At 73.1% G+C, this 26,143-nt stretch carries 12 protein-coding genes; 8 read left to right on the plus strand and 4 right to left on the minus strand.

Annotated features, from left to right (window positions below):
- Nucleotides 1-114: 114 nt before the first annotated feature.
- Nucleotides 115-13,920, minus strand: a complete 13,806-nt coding sequence (locus R2B67_RS19530; protein ID WP_317819837.1) for a type I polyketide synthase — start codon at nt 13,918-13,920, stop codon at nt 115-117.
- 357 nt (nt 13,921-14,277) lie between these two features.
- On the opposite strand from R2B67_RS19530, the gene R2B67_RS19535 reads away from it, so the two are divergent.
- Nucleotides 14,278-15,891, plus strand: coding sequence for an aspartate aminotransferase family protein (locus R2B67_RS19535; RefSeq protein ID WP_317819839.1), 1,614 nt, complete (start codon nt 14,278-14,280; stop codon nt 15,889-15,891).
- A gap of 97 nt (nt 15,892-15,988) precedes the next feature.
- Here R2B67_RS19535 and R2B67_RS19540 read toward each other — a convergent pair whose 3' ends face one another.
- On the minus strand, nt 15,989-16,420 hold the full coding sequence (locus R2B67_RS19540) for a PPOX class F420-dependent oxidoreductase (RefSeq protein WP_317819840.1): 432 nt from the start codon (nt 16,418-16,420) through the stop codon (nt 15,989-15,991).
- A 72-nt stretch (nt 16,421-16,492) separates the two neighbouring features.
- On the opposite strand from R2B67_RS19540, the gene R2B67_RS19545 reads away from it, so the two are divergent.
- From R2B67_RS19545 to R2B67_RS19565, 5 genes are all read left to right on the plus strand, one after another.
- The gene (locus R2B67_RS19545) at nt 16,493-16,924 is read left to right on the plus strand and encodes a MerR family transcriptional regulator (RefSeq protein ID WP_317819841.1); all 432 of its coding nucleotides are present in this window, start codon (nt 16,493-16,495) and stop codon (nt 16,922-16,924) included.
- A gap of 202 nt (nt 16,925-17,126) precedes the next feature.
- The gene (locus R2B67_RS19550) at nt 17,127-18,398 is read left to right on the plus strand and encodes an aspartate kinase (protein ID WP_018514188.1); all 1,272 of its coding nucleotides are present in this window, start codon (nt 17,127-17,129) and stop codon (nt 18,396-18,398) included.
- Nucleotides 18,395-19,477 (plus strand): aspartate-semialdehyde dehydrogenase, encoded by a 1,083-nt coding sequence (locus R2B67_RS19555; RefSeq protein WP_317819843.1) that lies wholly within the window; start codon nt 18,395-18,397, stop codon nt 19,475-19,477. Before R2B67_RS19550 ends, R2B67_RS19555 begins: the two co-directional genes overlap by 4 nt.
- A 313-nt stretch (nt 19,478-19,790) precedes the next feature.
- Nucleotides 19,791-20,453: a SigE family RNA polymerase sigma factor gene (locus R2B67_RS19560; protein WP_204164152.1), complete on the plus strand. Its 663-nt coding sequence runs from the start codon at nt 19,791-19,793 to the stop codon at nt 20,451-20,453.
- A 59-nt stretch (nt 20,454-20,512) separates the two neighbouring features.
- Complete coding sequence (locus R2B67_RS19565) at nt 20,513-21,772, plus strand: hypothetical protein (RefSeq protein WP_317819844.1); 1,260 nt, start codon at nt 20,513-20,515, stop codon at nt 21,770-21,772.
- A gap of 109 nt (nt 21,773-21,881) precedes the next feature.
- On the opposite strand, the gene R2B67_RS19570 is transcribed toward R2B67_RS19565, so the two are convergent.
- Complete coding sequence (locus R2B67_RS19570) at nt 21,882-22,769, minus strand: SURF1 family protein (protein ID WP_317819845.1); 888 nt, start codon at nt 22,767-22,769, stop codon at nt 21,882-21,884.
- A gap of 91 nt (nt 22,770-22,860) precedes the next feature.
- Nucleotides 22,861-24,687, minus strand: coding sequence for a S9 family peptidase (locus R2B67_RS19575; RefSeq protein ID WP_317819846.1), 1,827 nt, complete (start codon nt 24,685-24,687; stop codon nt 22,861-22,863).
- A 144-nt stretch (nt 24,688-24,831) separates the two neighbouring features.
- Here R2B67_RS19575 and R2B67_RS19580 point away from each other — a divergent pair, with 144 nt between their 5' ends.
- Nucleotides 24,832-25,674 carry a class I SAM-dependent methyltransferase gene (locus R2B67_RS19580; RefSeq protein ID WP_317819847.1) on the plus strand — a complete coding sequence of 281 codons (843 nt, stop codon included), beginning with the start codon at nt 24,832-24,834 and terminating at the stop codon, nt 25,672-25,674.
- 48 nt (nt 25,675-25,722) lie between these two features.
- Nucleotides 25,723-26,133: a nuclear transport factor 2 family protein gene (locus R2B67_RS19585; RefSeq protein WP_317819849.1), complete on the plus strand. Its 411-nt coding sequence runs from the start codon at nt 25,723-25,725 to the stop codon at nt 26,131-26,133.
- Nucleotides 26,134-26,143: the final 10 nt, after the last annotated feature.

Consider the following 26,143-nt stretch of genomic DNA (forward strand, 5'->3'; position numbering starts at 1 on the left):
TCAGCTCCAGGTTCGTGTGCGGAAGGGGACGGTGCGTGCGGCGAGGCGGGCGGGGCGAGCGGGCCGTGCGGGGGACCTGGTGGGCCGGGCGAGCGGTGCCCGGCCCACCCCCACTCAGTCGTCGAGTTCGTCGATGAGGTCGAAGAGTTCCTGGTCGGTCGCGCCGTCCAGGTCCTCGTCGCTGCCGGCCACCGGGTCCGCCAGGTCGAGCAGTTCCCTGAGCCGGGTGGCGATACGGCCCTGGGCATCGGCGTCGGACAGCGCGCCCGGCAGGGCGCCGAGCAGCCGGTCGAGATCGGCGAGGACCGCCGTGGCCGCCGACGGGGTCGCGGGGCCGGCCGCCGGGGCGAGCTCCGCCAGGATGTAGGCGGCCAGGGCGGTGGGGTTGGGGTGGTCGAAGACCACGGTGGAGGGCAGCCGCAGTCCGGTGGCGGTGCCGAGCTGGTTGCGCAGCTCGATCGCGGTGAGCGAGTCGAACCCCAGCTCGTTGAAGGCCCGGGTGGCGGCGACCGCCGACTGGTCGGCATGGCCCAGCACGGCCGCCGTCTTGGCCCGGACCAGATCGGCGACGAGCGCTTCCTGTTCGGCGGGCGGCAGTTGGGCCAGCCGCTCGGTGAGCGGTGCCTGGCTCCGGACCGGCGCGGCGGCTGCCGGGGCGAGGCCTCGCAGGACGGCGGGGAGCTGCTGCGTGGTGCGCAGCGCCGCCCGGTCGATCCGGGTGAGGGCGTGGACGGGACGGTCCAGGCGCAGCGCCGCGTCCAGCAGCGCGGTGCCCTCCGCCGCGCTGATCGGCTTCAGCCCGAGCCGGGCCAGGCGCTGGACGTCGGCGTCCGACAGGTGGGAGCTCAGGGCGCTGGTGTCGGACCACAGGCCCCAGGCGAGGGAGTGGGCGGGGAGGTGGTGGGCGTGGCGGTGGTGGGCGAGGGCGTCGAGGAAGGTGTTGGCGGCGGCGTAGTTGGCCTGTCCGGGGGTGCCGAGGGTGCCGGCGATGGAGGAGTAGAGGACGAAGGCGGTGAGGTCGTGGTCGTGGGTGAGTTCGTGGAGGTTCCAGGCGCCGTCGATCTTGGGCCGGAGTACGCCGTCCAGTTGTTCCGGGGTGAGCGACATGACGGTGGCGTCATCCGTCGTCCCGGCCGTGTGGACGACGGCGGTGAGCGGGTGCTCCTCCGGGATGGTGGCGAGGGCGCGGGCCAGTGCCTCGCGGTCGGCGGCGTCGGCGGCCACGAGGTCGACGTGGGCGCCGAGTTCGGTGAGTTCGGTGCGCAGGGTGTCGGCGCCGGGGCTGTCGGGGCCCCGGCGGCTGAGCAGGAGCAGGCGTCGTGCGCCGTGCTCGGTGATCAGGTGCCGGGCCAGGATCGCCCCGAGCGCGCCGGTGCCGCCGGTGATCAGGACCGTACCGCGTCCCCAGTCGGGTCCGGCCACGCTCCGGGCGGGGGGTTCGGCGGGGGTGAGGCGCGGGACGAACGCCTCGCCGGCCCGCAGCAGCAGTTGGGTCTCGTCGGTGCGCAGGGCCGCCGCCAGGACGTCCCGGCTGAGCGAGTTGTCGTCGGTGTCGACCAGCACGATCCGCCCCGGCTGCTCGGCCTGGGCCGACCGGAGCAGGCCCCAGACACCGGCGAGCACCAGGTCGGTGGCGTCCTCGCCGTCCGGGGCGACGGCGCCCCGGGTCACCACGGCCAGCCGGGTGTCGGCGAACCGTTCGTCGGCCAGCCACTCCCGTACGGTGGCGAGGACCCCGGCCAGCGCTCCCCGGGCCCGTTCCGCGAGACCACCGGTCCCGGCGGGCGCCTCCAGCGGCAGCAGTACGGCCGAGGGCGCGGCCTCCCCGTCGTCCACGGCCCGGCGCAGCGCCGCCAGATCGGTGTGCGTACGGGCTCCGGGCAGGTCGAGCGCCCCGCCGAGCAGGACCAAGGCCTCGCCCGGCGCCGCCGTCCGGTCGAGCGTTACGGGTTCCCAGCTCAGCCCGAACAGTCCCTCGGCCCGGTCGCCCGCCACCGGCAGGTCATCGGGCGACAGCGGACGCAGGAGCAGCTCCTCGACCGTGGCCACGGGCAGCCCGGAACCGTCGGTCAGGGTGAGGCCGACCGCGACGGCCGTGTCGTCGGACTTGCGCAGGGTCAGCCGGGCCCGGAGCGCGTCGATGGGACCCGCCGGCACGCTGACCCCGGACCAGGAGAAGGGCACCATGGGCCGGTCCGCCACGCCCGCGACGCCGGGGAGCAGCGCGTGCAGCACCGCGTCCAGGAGCGCCGGGTGGAGGGTGAAGCCCGCCCCGCCCGCCGGGTGTTCGGCGCCCGGGGCGACCTCGGCGTACAGGTCGTCCCCGAGGCGGGAGAGCCGCCGGAGGTTCTGGAAGGCGGGGCCGTACCGGTAGTCCTGCCCGGCGAGCCGGTCGTAGACGCCGGTGAGGTCGATCTCCAGCACCCCGGCCGGCGCGCGGGTGTCCCTGTCGGCCGGGGAGGCGGGCCCGCCCGGGGCGAGCACGCCCTCGGCGTGCTGGGTCCAGGGCTCGTCGGCCTCGGCCCCGGAGCCGGAACCCGAGCCCGAGCCGGTCCGTCGCGAGTGGACGGAGACCGGGCGGCGGCCGCTGTCGTCCGGGGCGCCGACGGTGAGCTGGAGCTGCACCTCGTCGTCCGTGCCGAGCACCAGCGGGGCGGTGAGGGTGAGTTCGTCGAGCAGAGGGAGGCCGACCCGCCGGGCGGCCGTCAGCGCCAGGTCCACGAAGGCCGTGCCGGGCAGCAGGACCCGGTCCATGACGGCGTGGTCAGCGAGGTACGGGTGGGTGCGCAGCGAGACCCGGCCGGTGAGGACGACGAGCTCGCCGCCCGCCACCTCGACCGCCGCGCCGAGCAGCGGGTGCCCGGCGGAGTCGAGGCCGAAGTCGGCGGCCTCGCCCTTCGTGTCCCCGGCGGTGAGCCAGTACCGCTGCCGCTGGAAGGCGTACGAGGGCAACGGGGTGCGGCGGGCGCCGGGGAGGACGGCGCTCCAGTCGGTGCGGGCTCCCCGCAGTGCGGACAGGGCCAGCGCCGATACGACGGTCCGGGGCTCGGGCCGGCCGGACCGCAGCAGGGCGGCCACCGAACCGGCCGGAGCCGTCAGGCACCGCTCCACCAGGGCGGAGAGGACACCGTCGGGGCCCAACTCCAGGTATTCGGTGACCCCTTCGGCCTCCAGCCCGCGCACGCCGTCGGCGAAGCGGACGGCCTGCCGGATCTGGGCCACCCAGTAGTCGGGGGTGCACAGGTCCGCGTCGCCGATCAGGGAACCGGTGACGGTGGAGACGATGGGCACCTTCGGCGGGTGGAAGGTCACCCCTTCCGCCACCTGCGCGAACGCGTCGAGCATCCCGTCCATGAGGTGGGAGTGGAAGGCGTGCGAGACGGTGAGCCGCTTGACCTTGCGGCCCTCGGAGCGCCACCGCGCCTCCAGCGCGGCCACGGCCTCCTCGTCGCCGGAGACCACCACCGACCGGGGGCCGTTGACGGCGGCCAGGCTCACCCCGTCCGGCAGGTCGGTCTCCTCCTCGGTGGCCTCCACCGCCAGCATCGCCCCGCCCGCCGGCAGCGCGTCCATCAGCCGGCCGCGAGCGGCCACCAGGGCGCAGGCGTCGGCCAGCGACAGCACGCCCGCGACATGGGCGGCGGCGAACTCACCGATGGAGTGGCCCATCAGCAGGTCGGGGGTGATGCCCCAGGACTCCACGAGCCGGAACAGGGCCACTTCCAGTGCGAACAGGGCGGGTTGGGCGAGCGCGGTCCGGTTCAGTTCGTCCCCGCCGCCGAACACCACCTCCTTCAAAGGCAGTTCGAGGTGTGCGTCCACCTCGTCGAAGGCGGCCGCGAAGACCGGGAACGCGGCGTACAACTCGCTTCCCATACCGGACCGTTGGCTGCCCTGCCCGGTGAAGAGGAAGGCGGTCCTGCCGCGCCGCCCGCCCTCGTCGCGTACGACGCCTGCGGCGTCCTCGCCCGCCGCCAGCGCGGCCAGGCCGCGCAGCAGCTCCTCGCGGTCCGCTCCGACGACGGCGGCCCGGTGCTCGTGCCGGATCCGGCCGGTGGCGAGGGAGAAACCGAGGTCGGCGGACGGGAGTTCGGGGTTCGCGGTCACGAACTGCCGCAGCCGGTCCGCTTGGGCGCGCAGTGCGTCCGGGGACTTCGCCGAGAGCAGCCACGGAACCGTCGTACCGGCCTCGGTCTCCGGGCGGGGCCCGTCGGCGTCCTTCCCGGCCGTCTCCTTGACGGCGGGGGCCTGTTCGAGGATGACGTGGGCGTTGGTGCCGCTGATCCCGAAGGAGGAGACGGCGGCCCGGCGGGGGCGGTCGGTCGCGGGCCACTCACGGCCCTGGGTGAGGAGTTCGAGGGTGCCGGTGTCCCAGTCGATGTGCGAGGTGGGGTTCTCGGCGTGGAGGGTCGGGGGCAGGTGGGCGTGGTTGAGGGCGTGGACCATCTTGATGATCCCGCCGACCCCGGCCGCCGCCTGGGCGTGGCCGATGTTGGACTTCAACGAGCCGAGCAGCAGCGGGTGTCCGGGCTCCCGTTCGGCGCCGTACGTGGCCAGCAACGCCTGCGCCTCGATGGGGTCGCCGAGGGTGGTGCCGGTGCCGTGGGCCTCGACGGCGTCGACGTCGGCGGGGGTGAGCCCGGCGTCGGCGAGGGCCTGGCGGATGACGCGTTCCTGGGCCGGGCCGTTGGGTGCGGTCAGGCCGTTGCTCGCCCCGTCCTGGTTGACGGCCGAGCCGCGCAGCACCGCGAGGACCTGGTGGCCGTTGCGGCGGGCGTCGGAGAGCCGTTCCACCAGCAGCAGCCCGACCCCCTCGCTCCACGCGGTGCCGGAGGCGTCGGCGGCGAAGGACCGGCAGCGGCCGTCGGTGGACAGAGCGCGCTGGCGGCTGAACTCGACGAACGAGCCCGGGCCCGCCATCACGGTGACCCCGCCCGCCAGCGCCAGATCGGTCTCCCCCGAGCGAAGGGCCTGGGCGGCGAGGTGGAGGGCGACCAAGGAGGAGGAGCAGGCGGTGTCGACGGTGACCGCCGGGCCTTCGAGCCCGAAGGTGTACGCCAGCCGGCCCGAGATGACGCTGGAGGTGTTGCCGACGAGCAGGAAGCCCTCGAACTCGGCGGGTACGGAGGCCAGTCGGGCGGCGTAGTCGTCGTACATGGAACCGACGAAGACGCTGGTGTTGCTGCCGCGCAGCGCGGTCGCGTCGATCGCCGCGCTCTCGAAGGTCTCCCAGGCGGTCTCCAGCAGCAGCCGCTGCTGGGGGTCCATGGCGGTCGCCTCGCGCGGCGATATGCCGAAGAAGTCCCGGTCGAAGAGGTCGGCGTCGTGCAGGAACCCGCCCTCGCGCACGTACGAGGTTCCGGTGTGCTCCGGGTCCTGGTCGTAGAGCCGCTCCAGGTCCCAGCCCCGGTTGGTCGGGAAGCCGCTGATCGCGTCGGTGCCCGAGGTGACCAGGTCCCACAGCTCCTCCGGGGAGCGGACCCCGCCCGGGTAGCGGCAGGCCATGCCCACGATGGCCAGCGGCTCGTCGGCCGTGCCGGAGCGCTTGCCTCGGCGGGCCTTGGCCGTCTTGCCCGGGGCCGCGCCCGCCTGGTCCTGGCCCGGGACCAGGCCCAGGAGGTAGGCGGTCAGGGCGGTGGGGTTGGGGTGGTCGAAGACGACGGTGGAGGGCAGCCGCAGTCCGGTGGCGGTGCCGAGCTGGTTGCGCAGCTCGACGGCGGTGAGCGAGTCGAAGCCCTGCTCCTTGAACGCCTTGGTGGTGTCGACCTGTTCACCGGAGGTGTGGCCGAGCGCCGCGGCGACGCAGTCGCGGACGAGCTGGAGCACGGCGGGGCCGCGCTCGTCCTCGGGCAGCGCGGCCGTCCGGGCCGCCCACCCCGTAGCGTCCGCCGCCGCTGCCGTACGAGCGGTGCGGCGGGTGCGGACCAGGCCGCGCCACACGGCGGGCGGCAGGCCGGAGCCCGCGATCCGCGCCGGGTCGAGCGCGGCGGCGACGGTGAGCGGGGCGTCCGCGCCCAGCGCCGTATCGAACATGCGCAGGCCCTGCTCCTCGGCGAGCGGGAGCACACCGGTACGGGTCCAGCGGGCCACGTCCGCCCCGGAGAGGGTGGCGCCCATGCCCGTGGAGGCGTCCCACAGGCCCCAGGCGAGGGAGTCGGCGGGGAGGTGGTGGGCGTGGCGGTGGTGGGCGAGGGCGTCGAGGAAGGTGTTGCCTGCGGCGTAGTTGGCCTGTCCTGGGGTGCCGAGGGTGCCGGCGATGGAGGAGTAGAGGACGAAGGCGGTGAGGTCGTGGTCTTGGGTGAGTTCGTGGAGGTTCCAGGCGCCGTCGATCTTGGGCCGGAGCACGCTGTCGAGCTGTTCCGGGGTGAGGGAGGCGACCGTCGCGTCGTCGATGACGCCCGCGGTGTGGACGACGGCGGTGAGCGGGTGCTCCTCCGGGATGGTGGCGAGGGCGCGGGCCAGTGCCTCGCGGTCGGCGGCGTCGGCGGCCACGAGGTCGACGTGGGCGCCGAGTTCGGTGAGTTCGGTGCGCAGGGTGTCGGCGCCGGGGCTGTCGGGGCCCCGGCGGCTGAGCAGGAGCAGGCGTCGTACGCCGTGCTCGGTGATCAGGTGCCGGGCCAGGACCGCGCCGAGTCCGCCGGTGCCGCCGGAGATCAGGACAGTACCCTCAGCGGTGAAGTGGACCGGCGGTGCGGTCCGGGCGGCGGCCCGGGCCAGTCTCGGGGCCCGGAACTGCCCTTCGCGGACGGCGATCTGCGGTTCCCCGGTGGCCACGGCCCCGGCCACCAGGGCCTCCGCGTCACCGTTCCCGTCGAGGTCGACCAGGACGATCCGGCCCGGGTGCTCGGTCTGGGCCGAGCGCACGAGCCCCCACAGCGGGGCGTGGACCAGGTCGGTCACGTCCTCGTCGGGGGCGGCCGCCACGGCGCCGCTGGTCACCAGGACCAGCCGGGACCGCTCGAACCGCTCCGCCTCCAGCCACTCCCGCAGGAAGGCCGCCGCGTGCGCGGTCGTGGTCCGGGCGGTGCCGGGCACGGCGCTCGGGGTCTCGGTCGCGGTCTCGGTCGGGACGTCGGTCGGGTCCTCGGTGAGGGTCAGGACGACGAGGTCGGCCGGTTCGACGGCAGCCGCGTCGTGGCCGGTGAGGCCGGTCAGTTCCGTACGGGTCCACTCGGGGACCTCGCCCGCCGCGACCACCGGCCAGTCGAGTACGTAGAGGGGCTCGCGGACCACGGCGGCCTCGGCGAACGCCGCCCGGGCCACCGGGCGCAGGGTGAGCGAGGCGACGGTCACCACGGGCTCACCGGCCCGGTCGGTGACGGCCAGCGAGACGGTGTCCGGGCCCGCCGGGGTGATCCGCACCCGGGCCGAGGCGGCTCCGGCGGCGTGCAGCCGGACCCCGTCCCAGGCGAACGGCAGCCGGATCTCCGCCGGACTGCCGCCCTCCGCCGCACCGGGCAGCAGCGGGTGCAGCGCGGCGTCGAACAGCGCGGGGTGCACGCCGTACCGGCCGGCGTGCTCCTGCTGGCCCTCGGGCAGCGCGATCTCGGCGAGCAGCTCGTCCCCGAGGCGCCACACCGCCCGCACGCCCTGGAAGGCCGCGCCGTAGGCGTACCCGAGGCCGTCCAGCTCCCGGTACACGTCCTCGGTCGGCAGCGCGACGGCCCCGGTGGGCGGCCAGGTGCCCTGATCGGCGTCCGGCGAAGGGGCCTGCGCGGCGGAGAGGAACCCGGTCGCGTGCCGCGTCCACGGCTGACCGCTGGCGCTCACCGGGCGGGAGTGGATGGTGAAGGGGCGTGCGCCGTCGGCGTCCGGGGCGGCGACCTTGATCTGGACGCGTACGGAGTCCCGCCCGGTGAGCGCCAGCGGCGCCTCCAGGGTCAGGTCGTCGACGGTGTCGGCCCCCGTCGGCTCCCCGGCGGCGAAGGCCAGCTCCAGGAAGGCGGTGGCGGGCAGGAGCGTGCTGCCCGCCACGACGTGGTCGGCCAGCCAGGGGTGGGTGCGCAGCGAGAGCAGGCCCGTCAGGACGGTCTCCCCGTCGCCGCCCGCCACCTCGACCGATGCGCCGAGCAGCGGGTGTCCGGAGGCGTCGAGGCCCAGCCCGGGGACGTCGGTACGGGCGCCCGGGGCCAGCCAGTAGTGGGCTCCTCGGAAGGCGTACGTCGGCAGGCCGATCCGCTCTGCGCCGGGGTAGCGGGCGGCCAGGTCGAAGGCGGCCCCGGAGGCCTGGATGGAGGCGAGGGCGGCGGTGTACGTGTCGGCCTCCGGCCGGCCGGCGCGGGCCAGGGCGACACAGGTGGTGGCGGCCTCGGCGCCCGCGTCGGCGAGCGACTCCCGCGCCATGGCGGTGAGGACGGCGTCCGGCCCCAGCTCCACGAAGAGGGTCGCGCCCTCTTCGTACAGCGACCGTACGGTGTCGTGGAACCGCACCGTGGCACGGATCTGGTCCACCCAGTAGTCCGGCGAGCGCAGCAGCTCCGGACCTGCGGGCGCTCCGGTCACCGTGGACACCACGGGGACGGTCGGCGCGTGGAAGGTCAGGGACCGCGCGACCGTACGGAACTCCTCCAGGATGCCGTCCATATGCGGCGAGTGGAACGCGTGGCTCACCCGGAGCCTGCGGACGCGGTGACCGCGCTCGCGCCACTCCGTCTCGATCCGCTCCACCACGGCCTCGTCCCCGGCGACGACCACGGACCGGGGCCCGTTGACCGCCGCCAGGGAGACCGCGTCGGCGTCGGCGCCGAACGTGGCGACCACCTCGTCGGGCCCGGCCTGGATCGCGAGCATGGCCCCGTCCGAGCGTGCCTCCTCCATGAGCCGCCCCCGGGCCGCCACCAGCGCGGCGGCGTCGTCGAGGGAGAGCACTCCGGCCACATGGGCGGCGGCCAGCTCACCGATGGAGTGCCCGGCCAGCAGGTCCGGTGCCAGGCCCTGGTGCTCGGCCAGCCGGAACAGCGCCACCTCCACGGCGAACAGGGCGGGCTGGGTGTAGCGCGTCCGGTGCAGCAGCGCCGCGTCCGGGTCGTCCTCGTCGGCGAACACCAACTCGCGCAGCGAGCGGTCCAGGTGCGGGTCGACCGCCGCGCACACGGCGTCGAAGGCATCGGCGAACACCGGGAACTCGGCGTGGAGTTCGCGTCCCATCCCGGCCCGCTGGGCGCCCTGGCCGGTGAAGAGGAAGGCGGTACGGCCGGGTTCGGCGGCCGAGCCGCGTACCACCTGCGGCGAGGCGGTGCCGTCGGCGAGCGCGTCGAGCGCGGCGAGACGGCCCTCGGAGCCGGAGCCGGTGTTACCGGCCGTGCCCAGGACCACCGCCCGGTGGGCGAAGAGGGTACGGGTGGCGGCGAGGGAGAGCCCCACGTCCTCCGGGCGCAGCTCCGGACGGGCCGTCACGAACTCCCGCAGCCGCGCGGCCTGGGCCTTGAGGCCGTCGGCGTCGGGGGCGGAGAGCAGCCAGGGGGTGCGAGCCGCGTCCACGGTGGCGGGCTGCTCGGCGGCGGGCGCCTCCACCGGGTCCGCCGTCACGGGCGGCGGTCCGTCCGCCGGGTCCGGCTGCTCGACCACGACATGCGCGTTGGTCCCGCTGATGCCGAAGGAGGAGATACCGGCCCGGCGGGGCGCCCCGGTGCGGGGCCACGGCCGGTGCTCGCGTACCAGCGCGACCGTGCCGGAGGACCAGTCCACGTGCGGGGTCGGCTCGTCCACGTGCAGGGTGGCCGGGACGACGCCGTGCCGCATGGCCTCGACCATCTTGATGAGCCCGCCGACCCCGGCCGCGGCCTGCGCGTGCCCGATGTTCGACTTCAGCGAGCCGAGCAGCACCGGTTCCCGGCCCTCCCGGTCGCTCCCGTACGTGGCGAGGATCGCCTCGGCCTCGATCGGGTCGCCCAGCGACGTACCGGTGCCGTGCGCCTCCACCACGTCCACGTCGGCGACGGTCAGACCGGCGTCGGCCACCGCCTGCCGGATCACCCGCTGCTGGGAGAGGCCGTTGGGGGCGCTGAGCCCGTTGGAGGCGCCGTCCTGGTTGACGGCGGACCCGCGGACCAGGCCCAGGACCCGGTGCCCGTTGCGGCGGGCCTCGGAGAGCCGCTCCAGGACCAGCAGGCCGACGCCTTCCGACCAGACGGTGCCGTCGGCGCCGGCGGCGAAGGACTTGCACCGCCCGTCGGGCGACAGCCCCTGCTGCCGGGAGAACTCCACGAACATCCCGGGGGAGGACATGACGGTCGCCCCGCCCGCCAGCGCGAGGCCGGACTCGCCGCGCCGGAGCGACTGCACCGCCATGTGCACGGCGACCAGGGAGGAGGAGCAGGCCGTGTCCACGGTGACCGCGGGGCCGGTGAAGCCGAACTGGTAGGCGATGCGGCCGGACATCACGCTGGGGGTGGTCCCGGTGAGCAGGTGCCCCTCGGCGCTCTGGGGGGCGTCCTGCATCCGGGGCCCGTAATCGCCGGTCGTCGCGCCGACGAAGACACCCGTACGGGTCCCGCGCAGCGTGCGCGGCACCAGCCCGGCGTGTTCCAGGGACTCCCACGCGGTCTCCAGCAGCAGCCGTTGCTGGGGGTCCATGGCCTGCGCCTCACGCGGCGATATGCCGAAGAAGCCGGGCTCGAAGCGGCCCGCGTCGTGCAGGAAGCCGCCCTCGCCCAGATAGGACTTGCCGGAGCGCTCGTGGTCCGGGTCGTAGAGGTCCTCGTCCCAGCCCCGGTCGGTCGGGAAGGGGGTGATCGCGTCACCGTGCTCGTCCACGAGCCGCCACAGGTCCTCCGGCGAGGCGACGCCGCCGGGGTAGCGGCAGGCCATGCCGACGATGGCGATCGGCTCGTCGGAGCCGGTGGCCAGGAGCGGTTCCTCCTCCTGGGCGCCGCCGGAGCCCTGGAGTTCGGCGCCGATGAACTCCGCCAGCGCCGCCGGCGTCGGGTGGTCGAAGAGCAGCCCGGACGGCAGCCGCAGCCCGGTGGCCTCGGCGAGGCCGGTGCGCAGCTCCACGGTCATCAGGGAGCTGAAGCCGAGGTCCCGGAAGGGGAGGTCCGACTCCACGGACCGGTCGGGGCCGTATCCGAGGACGGCCGCCACATGCGCCGTCACCAGGTCTGCCGCCGAGCGGTCACCGGCCGTGGGACGCGCCGACCGGTTGCCCGCTGTGCTGCTCGCGGTCGTGGGCCGGGAGGTCACGGCCCCGGCCCCCGGCGAGGAGCCGGCGGCCGGGGCCGGCAGGTCCGTCACCCAGTAGCGCTCGCGCTGGAAGGCGTACGTCGGCAGCTCCACCCGGTGCGTCCCGGTGCCCGCGAACACCGCGTCCCAGTCCACCTCCGCACCCCGGACGAAGGCCCGGGCGAGCGCCGCGCCCGCCGTACGGTCCTCCGGTCGGCCCGCGCGCAGGGCGGGCTCGGCGTGCACGGCGTCCCGGTCGAGCACGCTCTCGGCCACCATCGCCGAGCACACCCCGTCGGGGCCCAGTTCGACGACCGTGCGCACGCCCTCGGCCTCCAGGGTGCGCACGGCCTCCAGGAACCGTACGGGCCTCCGCACCTGCTCGACCCAGTACTCCGGGGACTCCAGCAGCCCGTCCGCCGCCACCTCGCCGGTCACGGTGGAGACGACGGGGATGCGCGGCGGGTGGAAGGACAGCGGGGCCAGCGCCCGGCGGAACGCGTCGAGCATCCCGTCCATGTGGGCCGAGTGGAACGCGTGGCTCACCGTGAGCCGTTTCGTCTTGTGCCCCCGCTCGCGCAGCCCGCCCGCGACCTCCAGCACCGCGGCCTCGTCCCCGGAGAGGACGACGGCGGCGGGCCCGTTCACCGCGGCCAGCGACACCGCCGCCTGGGACCCCGAGGCCGGCGACACCGCCGCCTCGTGCCCTGACAGGGCCTCCAGCACCTCCGCCTCCGACGCCTGGACCGCGACCATGGCACCGCCCTCGGGAAGCGCCTGCATCAGCCGGCCCCGGGCCGCCACCAGGACGCACGCGTCGGCCAGCGAGAGCACCCCGGCCACATGGGCGGCCGAGACCTCGCCGATGGAGTGCCCGGCGAGGAAGTCGGGGCACACACCCCAGGACTCGTACAGCCGGAACAGCGCCACCTCGACGGCGAACAGCGCGGGCTGGGTGGAGCCGGTCAGGTCCAGGCCCTCGCCCGAGGCGATGACCTCCCGGAGCGGGCGTTCCAGCAGCGGGTCGAGGTGCTCGCACACCGCGTCGAAGGCGGCGGCGAAGGCCGGAAAGGCGGCGTACAGCTCGCTTCCCATCCCCACCCGCTGGGCGCCCTGGCCGGTGAACACCATCCCCAGCCGGCCGCCCACCTCGCTGCCGGAGACCACGTTGGCGGCGGGCAGCCGTCCGCCCAACGACTGGAGCCCGGCGAGGAGTTCCTCGCGGTCGGCGGCGAGAACCACCCCTCGGTGAGCGAACAGTGACCGGGTGGTGACCGACGACCGGCCGACGGCGGCGGGCGTCACGTCCACGTCGGCCGCGACCTGGGCCGCCAGCCGGGCGGCCTGGGCGTCCAGCGCCTTCGGGGTCCGCCCGGAGACCACCACCGGCAGGGCGACGGAGGGGCGCGCCGGGGAGGCGGCGGGGTCGGCGGGGTCGGCCGGTCGCGCGGGCGCCTCGGTGAGGATGACGTGGCAGTTGCTGCCGCCCATGCCGAAGGAGCTCACCCCCGCGGTGAGCGGGCGGTCGGGACGCGGCCAGGGGCTCAGCCGCTCGTTGACCGCGAGGTTCAGCTCGCCGAGGGGGATGTTGGGGTTGGGCGTCTCGAAGTTGAGGCTCGGCGGGAGCATCCGGTGGCGGATGGACAGGACCGTCTTGATGAGGCCGACGATGCCGGCGGCGCCTTCCAGGTGCCCGATGTTCGTCTTGACGGACCCGACCCGCAGCGGATCGCCGTCCGCCTTGAGGGTGCCGAGCGCGGCCCCGAGCGCGGCGGCCTCGATCGGGTCGCCCAACGGGGTCCCGGTGCCGTGGAGTTCGACGTACTGGATCGCGTCCGGCGCCACCCCGGCGCGCTCCCGGGCCAGGCGGATCACGCGCTCCTGCGCGGCGGCGCTGGGCACGGTGAGGCCGGGGGTCGCGCCGTCGTTGTTCACGGCGCTGCCGAGGATCAGGCTGAGGACCCGGTCGCCGTCGGCGAGGGCCCGCGAGAGCGGTTTGAGGACCAGCACGCCCGCGCCCTCCCCGCGTACGTAGCCGTTGGCGCGGGCGTCGAAGGTGAAGGAGCGGCCGTCGGGGGAGAGGCCGCCGAACTGCTCGGCGCCGCCGATCCCTTCGCCGAGGATGTTGAGGTTCACGCCCGCCGCGAGGGCCATGTCGGACTCGCCGGTCCGCAGGCTCTCGCACGCGAGGTGGACGGCGACCAGGGAGGAGGACTGGGAGGTGTCCACGGTGAGGCTGGGGCCGTTCAGCCCGAGCGCGTAGGAAACCCGGTTGGCGATGATGCCGCGGTGCGTGCCGGTCACGGTGTGCTGGGTGATGGCCGAGGCGCCCTGCCGGTAGACCAGGCTGGTGTAGTCCTCGCGGGCAGTGCCGACGTACACGGAGGTCGCGCTGGACTCCAGGGACGAGGCGACGATGCCCGCGTCCTCCAGCGCTTCCCAGGTGAGCTCCAGCAGGAGGCGCTGCTGCGGGTCCATGACGACGGCCTCGCGGGGCGAGATGCCGAAGAAGGAGGCGTCGAAGTCGGCGATGCCGTCGATGAATCCGCCCCGGCGGATTCCGTCGACCGGGTCGCCCGAGATCGACTCCCAGCGGTCGGCCGGCATGTCGGTGAGGGCGTCCCGGCCTTCGCTCAGCAGCTCCCAGAAGGCCGCCGGGCCGGAGGCTTCGGGCAGTCGGCAGGACAGGCCGACCACGGCGATGGGCTCGGACCGTCCCCGGTGCGGGCCGTTGACCTCGGAACGTGGCTCACTCGTCATTTCGCTCGACTGCCTTTCCCGCGACGGAAATCGCCTCTGGCTGACGATCACATGTTCGCCCCGAACCGTATCCGTATTCGATACATGAATTCCAGGAAGTCGGTCACGGCCCGGCAACGCGTGAATCTCCGTCCGCTTTCCCCGGATGATTACCGCAGAGCGCACGTTCCAGGGAAAGGAAACCTATGGATCACACCGGGAACCGGGAAGGAATTGCCTGGTCGGGGCGGCGATCAGGACGCGGAGGACGGACAGTTACCGATCCATTACAGACGCTTCGAATAAAGGGGCTATTGTTCGCCGCCAGTACGGAGTCACAGTACGGAGTCATGCGGCACTGTCGGTCAGAGGGTGGAGATGAACCCCGTGGTAGAGAAGCTCGAACTTGCTGAACCGCACCTGGCGAATTGGCTGTCCACGCTGGGCCTGGACGTCGAGTACGTCCGTTCCGGTGGAAACACCCTTTTCTACCGCCGGGCCGATGGGGCGGAAATACCGGTGCTCGACCTGGTCGGCGGCTACGGGTCGGTCGTCCTCGGGCACAACAACCCCGAGATCGTGGCGTACGCGAAGTCGCTGCTGGACGGAGGGACGCCGGTCCACGCCCAGTTCTCGCGTCACCCGTACGCCAATGACCTGGCCTGGAAGATCAACGGCATCATCCACCGGGAGTTCGGCGACCCCGAGCCCTATTCGGCGATCTTCGCCAACAGCGGTGCCGAGGCCAACGAAGTGGCCGTCAAGCACGCGGAACTCGACCGGGTGCTGAAGCTCGCCGAACTCCTCGAAGGGGTCGCGGCCCACGCCGAGGAGGCCAGGGCCGCCGCCGGGACGGGCGCGCGGCTGGAGGTCTCCGCCGAGGCGCTCGCCGCACTCGGTGTGGAGGGCGACCCCGCGCGGGAGGGCGGGGAGGGGATCGAGCGCGTGCTCGCCGCCGTCGACCGGGTCAACGCCGAACGGGCCGGCACGGCCCCGGTGTTCCTAGCGCCGGAGGGCTCCTTCCACGGGAAGCTGATCGGCAGCGTCCAGTTCACCCACAACCCCGGCTACCGCACCCCGTTCACCGCGCTCGCCGCCCGGTGCCGCTTCGTGGACGTCAGCCGTCCCGAGGCGCTGACGGAGGCCATCGACGAGGAGCGCCGCTCTCTGTTCGACCTCCAGGCGGAGGACGGGACGGTCCGCGTCGTCGAGCGCGAACTGCCGGTCATCGGCGCGTTCCTGCTGGAGCCCATCCAGGGCGAGGCCGGCATCCGGGTCTTCGACCGGGAGACCGCCCGGCGGATCCAGGACGCCTGCGCCACGGCCGACATCCCGATCGTCGTCGACGAGGTGCAGAGCGGCATGGGCCGCTCCGGAGCCTTCTTCGCCGCCTCCCACATCGGCCTGCGGGGCGACTACATCACCCTCGCCAAGAGCCTCGGCGGCGGCATCGCCAAGGCGGGGCTGACCCTGGTGCGCGGCTCCCGCTACCGTACGGACTTCGAGCTCGTCCACAGCTCCACGTACGCCAAGGACAGCTTCTCCACGCTCGTCGCGGCCAAGACCGTCGAGCTGCTGGAGGCCGACGAGGGGAAGGCGTACCGGCTCGCCGAGACGCGGGGCAACCAGCTGCTGGCGGTGCTGGAGGGGCTGCGCAAGGAGTTCGGCGACATCGTCGCGGACGTCCGGGGCCGGGGCCTGATGCTCGGCCTGGAGTTCCACGACCAGTCCGGCTCCACCTCGGAGATCATCCGGGAGCAGGCGGGCGCCGGACTCCTCGGCTACCTGTTCTCCGGCTACCTCCTGCGGGTCCACTCGCTGCGGATCTTCCCGACCGCGAGCGCGACCAACACCCTGCGCTTCGAGCCGTCGGTGTATCTGACCGACGAGGAGATCGCCCGTACGGAGGCGGGACTGCGCGGACTCATCGCCGTACTCCGGGAGCAGGACGGCGAGACGCTCCTGCACGGCGGAGCCGCATCGGCCGAGTGACGCCGTCAGGTCACCCGGCCGGGTGACACCGAACCCTCCTGCCCTCGCGGCCCGTCGGTCGGACCGCGAGGGCAGGAGGCTGTGCGGCGGCGTGCCGTCAGGAGACCCGGGCGCCGTACACGTGGTCCACGGTCATCGTGATGAGCACCCGGCGGCCCGACACCATCGCCTCGCGGTACTCGTCCCAGTCCGGGTGCTCACCGGCCGCCTTGCGGTAGTAGTCCACCAGCGCCTCGACCTCCGGGCCGTTCGGGTCCTCGCCCGGCCCGGTGAGCGTGGCGACGCCCTCGGCGGTGGCCCACTCCCACCCGTCGGAGCTCAGCACCATCAGCGTGGCGCGCGCGTCCCGGCGCAGGTTCGCCGTCTTGGCCGTTCCGTGACTGGTCGATACATAGATGACGCCGGCCTCCTGGTCGAAGAAGGGCTGGACGGGGGAGAGCTGGGGCCGGCCGTCCGACTTGACCGTCGCGAGCGTGCCGAGGCTGCTCTTCGCGAGGAGGGCGTGCGGGTTGAAGGGTGTCGTGGTCATGGGGGCATCATCAACCTTCACACCGGTATGAAGGTCAAGGCGGGCCGGTACGAAGGTCAAGGAGGAGCAGGCATGTTGATCGGGGAACTGAGCCGGCGGACCGGGGTCCACGCGCACCTTCTGCGGTACTACGAATCCCAGGGACTGTTACGGCCCACCCGGAGCCCCGGCGGATACCGCGAGTACACCGACGACGTCGTCCTCACCGTCACCCAGATCCGCAACCTCCTCGCGGCCGGTCTGTCCACCCAGGAGATCGCGTACACCCTCCCCTGCGCGACGGGTCCGTCCCCCGAGCTCGAACCGTGCGCCGAGGTGCTGGACGTCCTGCGGGCCCGGCTCCGGGGGATCGACGCGCGCATCGACGCGCTGCTCGACACCCGCCGCTCCCTCGGCGACTACATCGAGGCCACCGAGCGGCGCCGCCGCGCGACCGACGCCTCGGACGGCCCCCCGGCCTGCGAGCCCCGGCCGGCTCCTCCCGGCTCGCGCATTCCGTCCTGAGGGTGTGGGCTGGAACGTGTGGGCTGGGACACAAAAGGGAGTGCGCTCCTCCGGGATGGGCAGCAGCCCCGTACGAGCGGTTCGGGTCGACACGCCGTACCGGGTTGTGGGCGGGACATCTCACCATCTGGTATGGACGGGTCGATTCCGGGCTGCTCGTTAAACTGAGCCGACCGCAGTAATGACTGAGCGAGGAGCGCACGTGGGCCTTGTCGTGCAGAAGTACGGAGGCTCCTCCGTAGCCGATGCCGAGGGCATCAAGCGGGTCGCCAAGCGAGTCGTCGACGCCAAGAGGAACGGCAACCAGGTGGTTGTCGTGGTGTCCGCGATGGGCGACACGACGGACGAGTTGATAGATCTCGCCGAGCAGGTCTCACCTATCCCTGCCGGCCGTGAGTTCGACATGCTGCTGACCGCCGGCGAGCGGATCTCCATGGCCCTGCTGGCGATGGCGATCAAGAACCTGGGCCACGAGGCCCAGTCGTTCACGGGCAGCCAGGCCGGTGTCATCACCGACTCGGTCCACAACAAAGCGCGCATCATCGACGTCACGCCGGGCCGCATCCGGACCTCGATCGACGAGGGCAACATCGCCATCGTCGCCGGGTTCCAGGGCGTGAGCCAGGAGGGCAAGAACATCACCACCCTCGGCCGCGGCGGGTCGGACACGACCGCCGTCGCGCTGGCCGCCGCGCTGGACGCCGAGGTCTGTGAGATCTACACCGACGTCGACGGCGTCTTCACCGCGGACCCCCGGGTCGTGAAGAAGGCGAAGAAGATCGACTGGATCTCCTTCGAGGACATGCTGGAGCTGGCCGCGTCCGGCTCCAAGGTGCTGCTGCACCGCTGCGTCGAGTACGCACGCCGTTACAACATCCCGATCCACGTCCGCTCGTCCTTCTCCGGACTGCGCGGCACCTGGGTCAGCAACGAGCCGCAAGGGGACCAGAAGGTGGAGCACGCGATCATCTCCGGAGTCGCCCACGACGTCTCGGAGGCCAAGGTCACCGTCGTCGGCGTCCCGGACAAGCCGGGCGAGGCGGCCGCGATCTTCCGCGCCATCGCCAACGCCGAGGTCAACATCGACATGGTGGTGCAGAACGTCTCCGCCGCGTCGACCGGCCTGACGGACATCTCCTTCACCCTCCCCAAGGCCGAGGGCCGCAAGGCCATCGACGCCCTGGAGCGGGCCAAGGGCTCCATCGGCTTCGAGTCGCTGCGCTACGACGACCAGATCGCCAAGATCTCCCTGGTCGGCGCGGGTATGAAGACCAACCCGGGCGTCACCGCCGGCTTCTTCGAGGCGCTCTCCGACGCGGGCGTGAACATCGAGCTGATCTCGACCTCCGAGATCCGCATCTCGGTGGTCACGCGGGCCGACGACGTCAACGAGGCCGTGCGCGCCGTGCACACCGCCTTCGGTCTCGACAGCGACTCCGACGAGGCCGTCGTCTACGGAGGCACCGGCCGATGACCGCACGCCGCCCTTCGCTCGCGGTCGTCGGTGCGACCGGGGCGATCGGCGGCGTCATGCTCCGGATCCTCTCGCAGCACGCGGACGTCTGGGGCGAGGTCAGACTCGTCGCCTCACCGCGCTCGGCCGGCCGGAAGCTGGTCGTGCGCGGTGAGGAGAGCGAGGTCCTCGCGCTCGCCGAGGACGTGTTCGACGGCGTGGACGTGGCCCTCTTCCTGGTGCCGGACGACGTGTCCGCCCGCTGGGCCCCGATCGCCGCGGCCAAGGGTGCCGTCGTCATCGACGACTCGGCGGCCTTCCGCCTGGAGGACGACGTTCCGCTGGTCGTCCCCGAGATCAACGCGCACGCCGCCCGGCTCAGACCGCGCGGCATCGTCGCGTCCCCGAACTGCACCACGCTGTCGCTGATCGTCGCGGTCGGCGCGCTGCACGCGGAATTCGGGCTGCGCGAACTGATCGTCTCCTCCTACCAGGCGGTCAGCGGCGCGGGCCGCGACGGCGTCACGGCCCTGCGCGAACAGCTGTCGCTGGTGGCCGGTACGGAGCTGGGCACCCACCCCGGAGACGTACGCCGGGCCCTGGGCGACGGCGCGCCCACGGCAACCAGCCCCTTCAGCCCCTTCGCGGCACCCGTGGCCCTGAACGTCGTGCCCTGGGCCGGTACGGACGCCGGGAACGGCTGGTCCTCCGAGGAGCTCGCCATCCGCGAGGAGTGCCGCAAGGTACTGGGCCTGCCGGACCTCAAGACCACCGCGACCTGCGTGTACGTCCCCGTCGTCGCGACGCACTCCATGTCCGTCCACGCGCGCTTCGAGAACGAGGTCGCCGTCGACCGGGCCCACGAGATCCTGGCGACCGCGCCCGGCGTCGTGCTCTTCGACAGCCCGGCGTCCGGGGACTTCCCCACCCCGTCCGACGTCGTGGGCACCGACCCCACCTGGGTCGGCCGGGTACGGCGCTCGATGGATGACCCCCGTGCCCTGGAAATGTTCATTTGCGGCGATAATCTCCGTAAAGGTGCGGCTTTGAACGTGGCGCAGATCGCGGAATCGGTGGCCGCCGAAATTACCCTCGCCTGAGCGAGCCCCTTTGACCGAACATCGCGGTCGAACCTGGCGGTCGAACCTGTTTTGTAGGATCTGTGAACGCCCTATGAGTAATTACCTGGTCTGAACCTCTTGAGCTGGGGCGTTGTCATATCCGACGATGATCTCCCGGCCTTCTGCAACCGCACGTCGGCCGGGCAGCGTCTATGCCGTCACTTCTTGCGTGACGGGGACGCGTTTACGGGGCATTTGGGGAAGAGCAGGTACGTATGAGGGCATGTCGCACAGCGCCGAACGTGGCGCCGTACGCGTACAACCCTGACGGGGGGCAGCGTGTCCAACAGGCGTGGCAGAGGTTCTCGACATCACAGTGGTGGGCCCGTTGCGAGGCGCGACCATGCGTCCGCCCCGGCGGCCCCGCGCGCCCGGCGGCATGCCGGTGATCGCGCCCATGCCCGCCGCACGCCCGGCCCAGCTGCCCTCGCAGCGCGGGGGTGCTGACGAGTCGGTGGCAGCAGGAACCACGGTCGACCATCTCACCGAGACCTACCGCGCCCACTACCGTTCGCTGCTCGGCCTCGCGGCCCTGCTGCTGGACGACACCGCGTCCTGCGAGGACGTGGTGCAGGAGGCGTTCATCCGGGTGCACTCCGCGCGCAACCGCGTCCGGGAGCCGGAGAAGACGCTCGCGTATCTGCGCCAGACCGTCGTCAACCTGTCGCGCTCCGCGCTCCGCCGCCGCATCCTCGGGCTCAAGCTGCTCTCCAAGCCCATGCCGGACATGGCGAGCGCGGAGGAGGGCGCCTACGACCAGCTGGAGCGGGACGCCCTGATCAAGGCCATGAAAGGCCTCCAGCGGCGCCAGCGCGAGGTGCTGGTCCTGCGCTACTTCGCGGACATGACGGAGGCCCAGGTCGCGGAGACGCTCGGAGTTTCGCTGGGCTCCGTCAAGGCGTACGGTTCCCGCGGTATCGCGGCGCTGCGCGTCGTGATGGAGGCCCAGACATGAGCGGGCCCGGCCACCGGCACGAGCACAGGCACGAGAATGACCCGACGGGAAACGGAATTGTGAACCACGGGCCGGAGAAGACTCCGCACACCGATCCGGAGCAGCCGGACCGACCGGACGGTCCGCGCGGCCCGGGCGCTCCGGGCGGGAAGAGCGCACCCCGAGAGCCGGCCGAGAGCGACTCCGCCGACTCCGCCGACTCCTCCACCAGCCCCGCGGACTCTTCCGAACCCGCCGGTACGCTCACCGACCTCTTCGCGGGCGTCCGGAGCGGGCTCGGAACCGGTGACGGGCTCGGAACCGGTGACCGCGAGCTGGACGAGGTCGTCCTGCGCCGGATGCTGCACGGTGCCGTGGGGGACCTCGAACCCTCCGACCGGACCCTGGAGCACCTCCAGCGCGCGGTGCCCGCCCGGCGGGCCCGCCGGCGGCAGGCCGCCGTCGGCGCGGCCGCGGCGGCGCTGCTGATCGGCACCGCCGTCCCCGCCTTCGTGCACGTGGCCAACTCCGACGGCCCGGCCACCGCGTCCCCCGCCATCGCCGGACACGGCGAGCAGGCCCAGGGCGGCAAGGGGGCGGAGCCGGGGCCCCAGGCGCCGGGCGACCGGACCGTGGAGCCCACCTACCAGGAGAGCCGGGGCAGCGTTGGCGCACCGGAGCCTTCCGAGGAGAACCCCTCGGCGGACCGCACCGAGGACCCGGTGGACGGCGCCACGACGGGCGGCCCCTCCGCGCCCCCGCCGGCGGATCTCGCCGCCCTGCCGGTCTGCGACCCGGGCCAGCTCGGCGTCGCCTCCGCGGGAGCGGGCACCCCGGGCGCCGACGGCACGGTCTACGGCAGCTTCAAGATCGCGAACGTCTCCGGCGCGGACTGTACGGTCAGCAGCAACGGCACCGTCGGCTTCACCGCCCTCGGCGCCGCCGACCCGCTCAAGATCAACGTCATCCAGCACACCGCGGGCGACGCGGCCCCCGGCCTGCCCGACCCCTCGCAAGAGCCGGGCACGGTGCTGCTGAAGCCCTCCATGGCCTACGAGGTGCAGTTCGCCTGGGTCCCCGACGACACCTGCCCGACCGTGGCCCCCTCACCGACCCCCACCCCGTCGCCGGACACGGGCACGAGCACCGGGGGATCGACGGGCGAGAGCTCCGGCCAGTCCGGCACCGACACCCAGTCGCTGCGGGAGGACGGCTCCTCGGCGGACGGCAGCATCGCCGTCACGCACACCCCGGAGACAGGCGCGCCCACGGCCGAGACGAAGATCGACAACGCCTGCGCGGGCACGATCTACCGGACGGGCGTACTGCCCACGTCGTAGCCGGACCACCGCCGCGCCCGAGAACGCGACAGACGCACCGGACCCCTGAGAGCCCCACGAGCTCACCGGACCCCTGAGAGCCCGACGAGCCCTACCAGAGCTACGGGCCTTACGACCCCTGCGCGGCCTTCGTCGTCTCAGACGCCGGTACGGCCTCGGCTCGCTCGGCTCCCTCGGCTCCCGCAACGTCGGCGTCGGCTTTCTCGCCCTCCGGCGCCTCCTCGCCCGCCGGGACGAGGCCGAGGGCGACATCGCGGACGGCCTCGGCCTCGCGGCGGACCAGCCGGAACCACATGAAGAGCACGAAGCCCGCGAAGACGAACCACTCGCCCGTGTACCCCAGGTTCTGGAACGCCTTGAGGTCGAGCCCGCTGCCCTGCGGGGCGGCGGCGGGCACCGGCTTCAACGCGCCGCCCGCACCGCCCGCCTCCGCCTCGGGAAGCGTCACCCAGGCGTCGTACACGTCGTAGTCGACCAGGTTCACCAGGGATGCGGCACTGATCATGCCGAGCTGGCCCTCGGGGAGCCCGCCCCTGGTGTCGACGCCGTCACTGTGGATGTTCTCGGAGGCCTGGAGGTCCCCGGTGACGGTGACCTCGCCCTGCGGCGCGGCCGGCACGGGGACGCTGCCCGCAGTGCCGGGCAGCCACCCGCGTACCACCGGCAGGGCCTTGCCCCCCTCGGTCCGCAGCAGGCTCAGGACGTAGAAGCCGCGCCGTTCGTCCAGCTCACGGCCGGGGACCAGGAACTGGTCGGCGTACGTCCCGGTCGCGACGGCCGGGCGGCCGGACGTCACCTTGTCGACGGGCAGCAGCTCGTCCAGCGGCTTGGCGGCCCGGGTGCTCGGATCGGGCTGCTGCGTCGCCTGCTCGTGCGACTGCACACGGTCCTCGAAGCGGCCGAGCTGCCAGGTGCCCATGAACACGCAGAACGGGATGGCCAGCACGACGAAGAGGTTGATCCCCCACCATCGCGGGGTCAGCAGGAACCGGTACACCCCACCAAGGTACGGTTCCCCGCTCCGGCCCTCCGGAGCGGGGTCGCCCCTTTATCCGCCTCTTACGCCCCCGTGGGGGACCGCCCGACCCTCAGACCCCCAGGACGTCACCACCCCCCAGGTGCTTCAGGGCGAACTCCAGCTCCAGCCGCACCTGCTTGATGCGCTCCTCCACCACCAGCGAGCCGTGCCCGGCGTCGTACCGGTAGACCTCGTGCACCGCGCCGCGCGCCGCCAGACGGTCCACGTAATTCTCCACCTGACGGATGGGGCAGCGCGGATCGTTGACGCCCGCCGAGATGTAGACGGGAGCGCGCACCGCGTCGACGTACGTCAGCGGGGACGAGGCCTCGAAGCGCTCGGGCACATCCTCCGGCGTACCGCCCAACAGCGTGCGGTCCATCGCCTTCAGGGCCTCCATCTCGTCGTGGTACGCCGTGACGTAGTCCGCGACCGGCACCGCCGCGAGACCCAGCGCCCAGGCGTCGGGCTGGGTGCCGAGGCCGAGCAGGGTGAGATAGCCGCCCCAGGAGCCGCCGGCCAGCACCAGGCGCTCCGGGTCCGCGAGCCCGGACTTCACCGACCAGTCCCGCACGGCCGCGATGTCCTCCAGCTCGATCAGCCCGACCCGGTGCTTGAGGGCGTCCGTCCAGGCGCGGCCGTACCCGGTCGAGCCCCGGTAGTTGACCCGCACGACGGCGAAGCCGTGGTCCACCCAGGCGGCGGGCCCGGAGGCGAAGGCGTCACTGTCGTGCCAGGTCGGCCCACCGTGGATCTCGAAAACGGTGGGAAACGGGCCATCCCCCGCAGGCTTCTGCACGAGGGCATGGATCCGTCCCCCCGGCCCCTCCACCCACGCGTCCTCGACGGCCACCGAGGCCGGAGCCTTTGCGCCCGGCGGATCCAGGACCACCGCACCGCTCGTCGACCGCACCACGGGCGGCTGCGCGGCCGAGGACCAGAGGTACTCCACCGTCCCGTCCGGCCGGGCCGTCGCCCCCGACACCGTCCCGGCGGGGGTCTCCACCCGCACAGGCTCCGCGGCCCCCGGCTCGTACCGCCACAGCTCGCTGCGGGCCTCGAAGCTGTGCTCGATGAGCAGGGCGGACCCGTCCGGATACCACTCGGCACCCACATCCCCGGGCAGGTCGACCGGGAGCGCGGTCTCCGTGCCCGCGACCGGGTCCCAGATCATCGGCTCCCACCGGCCCCGGCGCTGGTGCCCCACGAGGAGCCGGGGGTCACCGGCCACCGGCGCGAAGCCCAGCACGGCGAGCCCGAGCTCCTTGGTGCCGCCCTCGGTGTCGTCCAGCTCGGCCACCGTGGAGCCGTCGGGGCGCACCACGCGCAGGGCGGAGTGCATGGCGTCGCCGTGCTCCGTGTGCTCCAGCGCGATGAGCGTCCCGTCGTGGGAGAGGTCCCCTACCCCGGCGGACTCGCGATGCCGATAGATCTCGACGGCCTCGCCGCTGCCCGGGGCCGGCACCAGGTGGATGGTCGTCCCGTCCTCATCCGTGGAACGGCCGATCACCGCGGACCCGTCGCGCCCGATGGCGAGGCCCGCCGGATACGAGGGCGCGAGGCCCGGGGCGGCGGGCTCGTCCTCCCCGCCGCCGAAGGGCTGGCGCATCCACACACCGAACTCGTCGCCGTCGGTGTCGCTGAACCACCAGATAGCCTCACCGTCCGGCGTCAGCACGCCGTCGGTGGTCCCGTTGGGTCGGTCGGTCACCTGGCGCTGCTGCCCGCCGGCCCGGTCCCACGCGTACAGCTCATAGGTCCCGGTGGCGTTGGAGACGAAGAGCGAGCGGTCAGGCGCGTCCTCGGCCCAGTCGGGCAGGGTCACCCTGGGCGCGCGGAACCGCTGCTCCCACTCCGGCATGGTCGAAACGTTCTCTGATTCGCTCATGCCCTCCATCCAACCCGATCCCCCGCCCGACCGGAGCAGCCCATCCACAACCCCCCTAGGAAGATATGACCGCCCCCTCCGCGATATGACCGGCCTCCTCCGCCTGTGGATAACCGCTCGCGCCGTTCCCGCCCCCTGGGTAACTTTTCGGATATGTACTCCCCGACGCCGGACGACTGGCAGGACGCCAACCGCGCACGCTGGGACGAGCGCGTGCCGATACATGCGGCGAGCGACTTCTACGACCTGGAGGCGTTCCGGGCGGGCAAGGACGCGCTGCGCCCGTTCGAGCTGGCGGAGGTCGGCGACGTCACGGGAAAGACCCTGCTGCACCTCCAGTGCCACATCGGCCTGGACACCCTGTCCTGGGCGCGCCACGGCGCCGCGCAGGTGGTGGGCCTGGACTTCTCCGAGCCCGCCGTGGAGACCGCCCGGGGCCTGGCGGAATCGCTGGGCCTGGGCCCGGACCGCGCGGCGTTCGTGGCGGCCGATGTGTACGACGCCGCGGCGGTCGTCCCCGACTCCTCGTACGACATCGTCTACACGGGCATCGGCGCGCTGAACTGGCTGCCCGACATGGAGCGCTGGGCCGAGACGGCGGCCTCGCTGGTCGCCCCCGGCGGCTTCCTCTACCTGGCGGAGTTCCATCCCCTCACCGACACGCTGGACGACGGGACCGGCTCGGTCGTCACCCACGACTACTTCAGCCGTGAGGCCTGGGTGGACGAGACCCCCGGGACATACGCCGACTTCGACGCGCCGACCGTGCACAACCGCAGCGTCGAGTGGCAGCACCCGGTGGGCGAGGTGGTGACGGCGCTCGCGGCGGCCGGCCTGCGGATCGAGTTCCTCCACGAGCACGACGTCTCGCTCTTCCCGCGCTTCGGCACGCTGGAGCGCCACGCGGACGGCCACTACCGCTTCCCGGCGGACCGTCCCCGGATCCCGCTGATGTACTCGCTGAAGGCGACACGCCCCAAGCCGACCGAGGCGTAACAGCAGCGCTCCGGGCCATTGTCAGTGCCACACGCCACACTCACTCCCATGACCGACGAGACGAGTAGAGGCATCACCACGGGCGCCCTGCGCACGGCGGTGGAGACGTACTGGGCGACGGCCGATGCCCGCGACTGGGCCGCGTTCGCGGCGACGCTGGCGGACGACGTGGTGTACGAGCTCCCGCAGACCAGGGAGCGCATCCACGGCAAGGAGCGCTACGTGCGTTTCAACCAGGAGTACCCGGGCGACTGGCACATCCGGATCGAGCGGATCGTCGCCGACGCCGAGGGCCTCCAAGCGGCGGCGCGGACCGAGGTCACGGTCGGCCCGGAGGAGACACACGCGATCCACTTCTTCACCTTCGACGACCGGGGCCTGATCACCGGAGTGACGGACTTCTGGCCGGAGTCGTACAAACCCCCGGCGGGCCGCGAACACTTGGTGGAGCGCTACTGAGGAAGGCGGC

The sequence above is a fragment of the Streptomyces cyaneofuscatus genome, from assembly GCF_033109485.1.
Taxonomy (GTDB): domain Bacteria; phylum Actinomycetota; class Actinomycetes; order Streptomycetales; family Streptomycetaceae; genus Streptomyces; species Streptomyces cyaneofuscatus.

Excerpts from the sequence above, each read along its gene's own strand:
- R2B67_RS19530 (WP_317819837.1), bottom strand. The coding sequence starts at position 13,920 with ATGACGAGTGAGCCACGTTCCGAGGTCAACGGCCCGCACCGGGGACGG.
- R2B67_RS19535 (WP_317819839.1), top strand. The coding sequence starts at position 14,278 with ATGAACCCCGTGGTAGAGAAGCTCGAACTTGCTGAACCGCACCTGGCG.
- R2B67_RS19540 (WP_317819840.1), bottom strand. The coding sequence starts at position 16,420 with ATGACCACGACACCCTTCAACCCGCACGCCCTCCTCGCGAAGAGCAGC.
- R2B67_RS19545 (WP_317819841.1), top strand. The coding sequence starts at position 16,493 with ATGTTGATCGGGGAACTGAGCCGGCGGACCGGGGTCCACGCGCACCTT.
- R2B67_RS19555 (WP_317819843.1), top strand. The coding sequence starts at position 18,395 with ATGACCGCACGCCGCCCTTCGCTCGCGGTCGTCGGTGCGACCGGGGCG.
- R2B67_RS19575 (WP_317819846.1), bottom strand. The coding sequence starts at position 24,687 with ATGGAGGGCATGAGCGAATCAGAGAACGTTTCGACCATGCCGGAGTGG.
- R2B67_RS19580 (WP_317819847.1), top strand. The coding sequence starts at position 24,832 with ATGTACTCCCCGACGCCGGACGACTGGCAGGACGCCAACCGCGCACGC.
- R2B67_RS19585 (WP_317819849.1), top strand. The coding sequence starts at position 25,723 with ATGACCGACGAGACGAGTAGAGGCATCACCACGGGCGCCCTGCGCACG.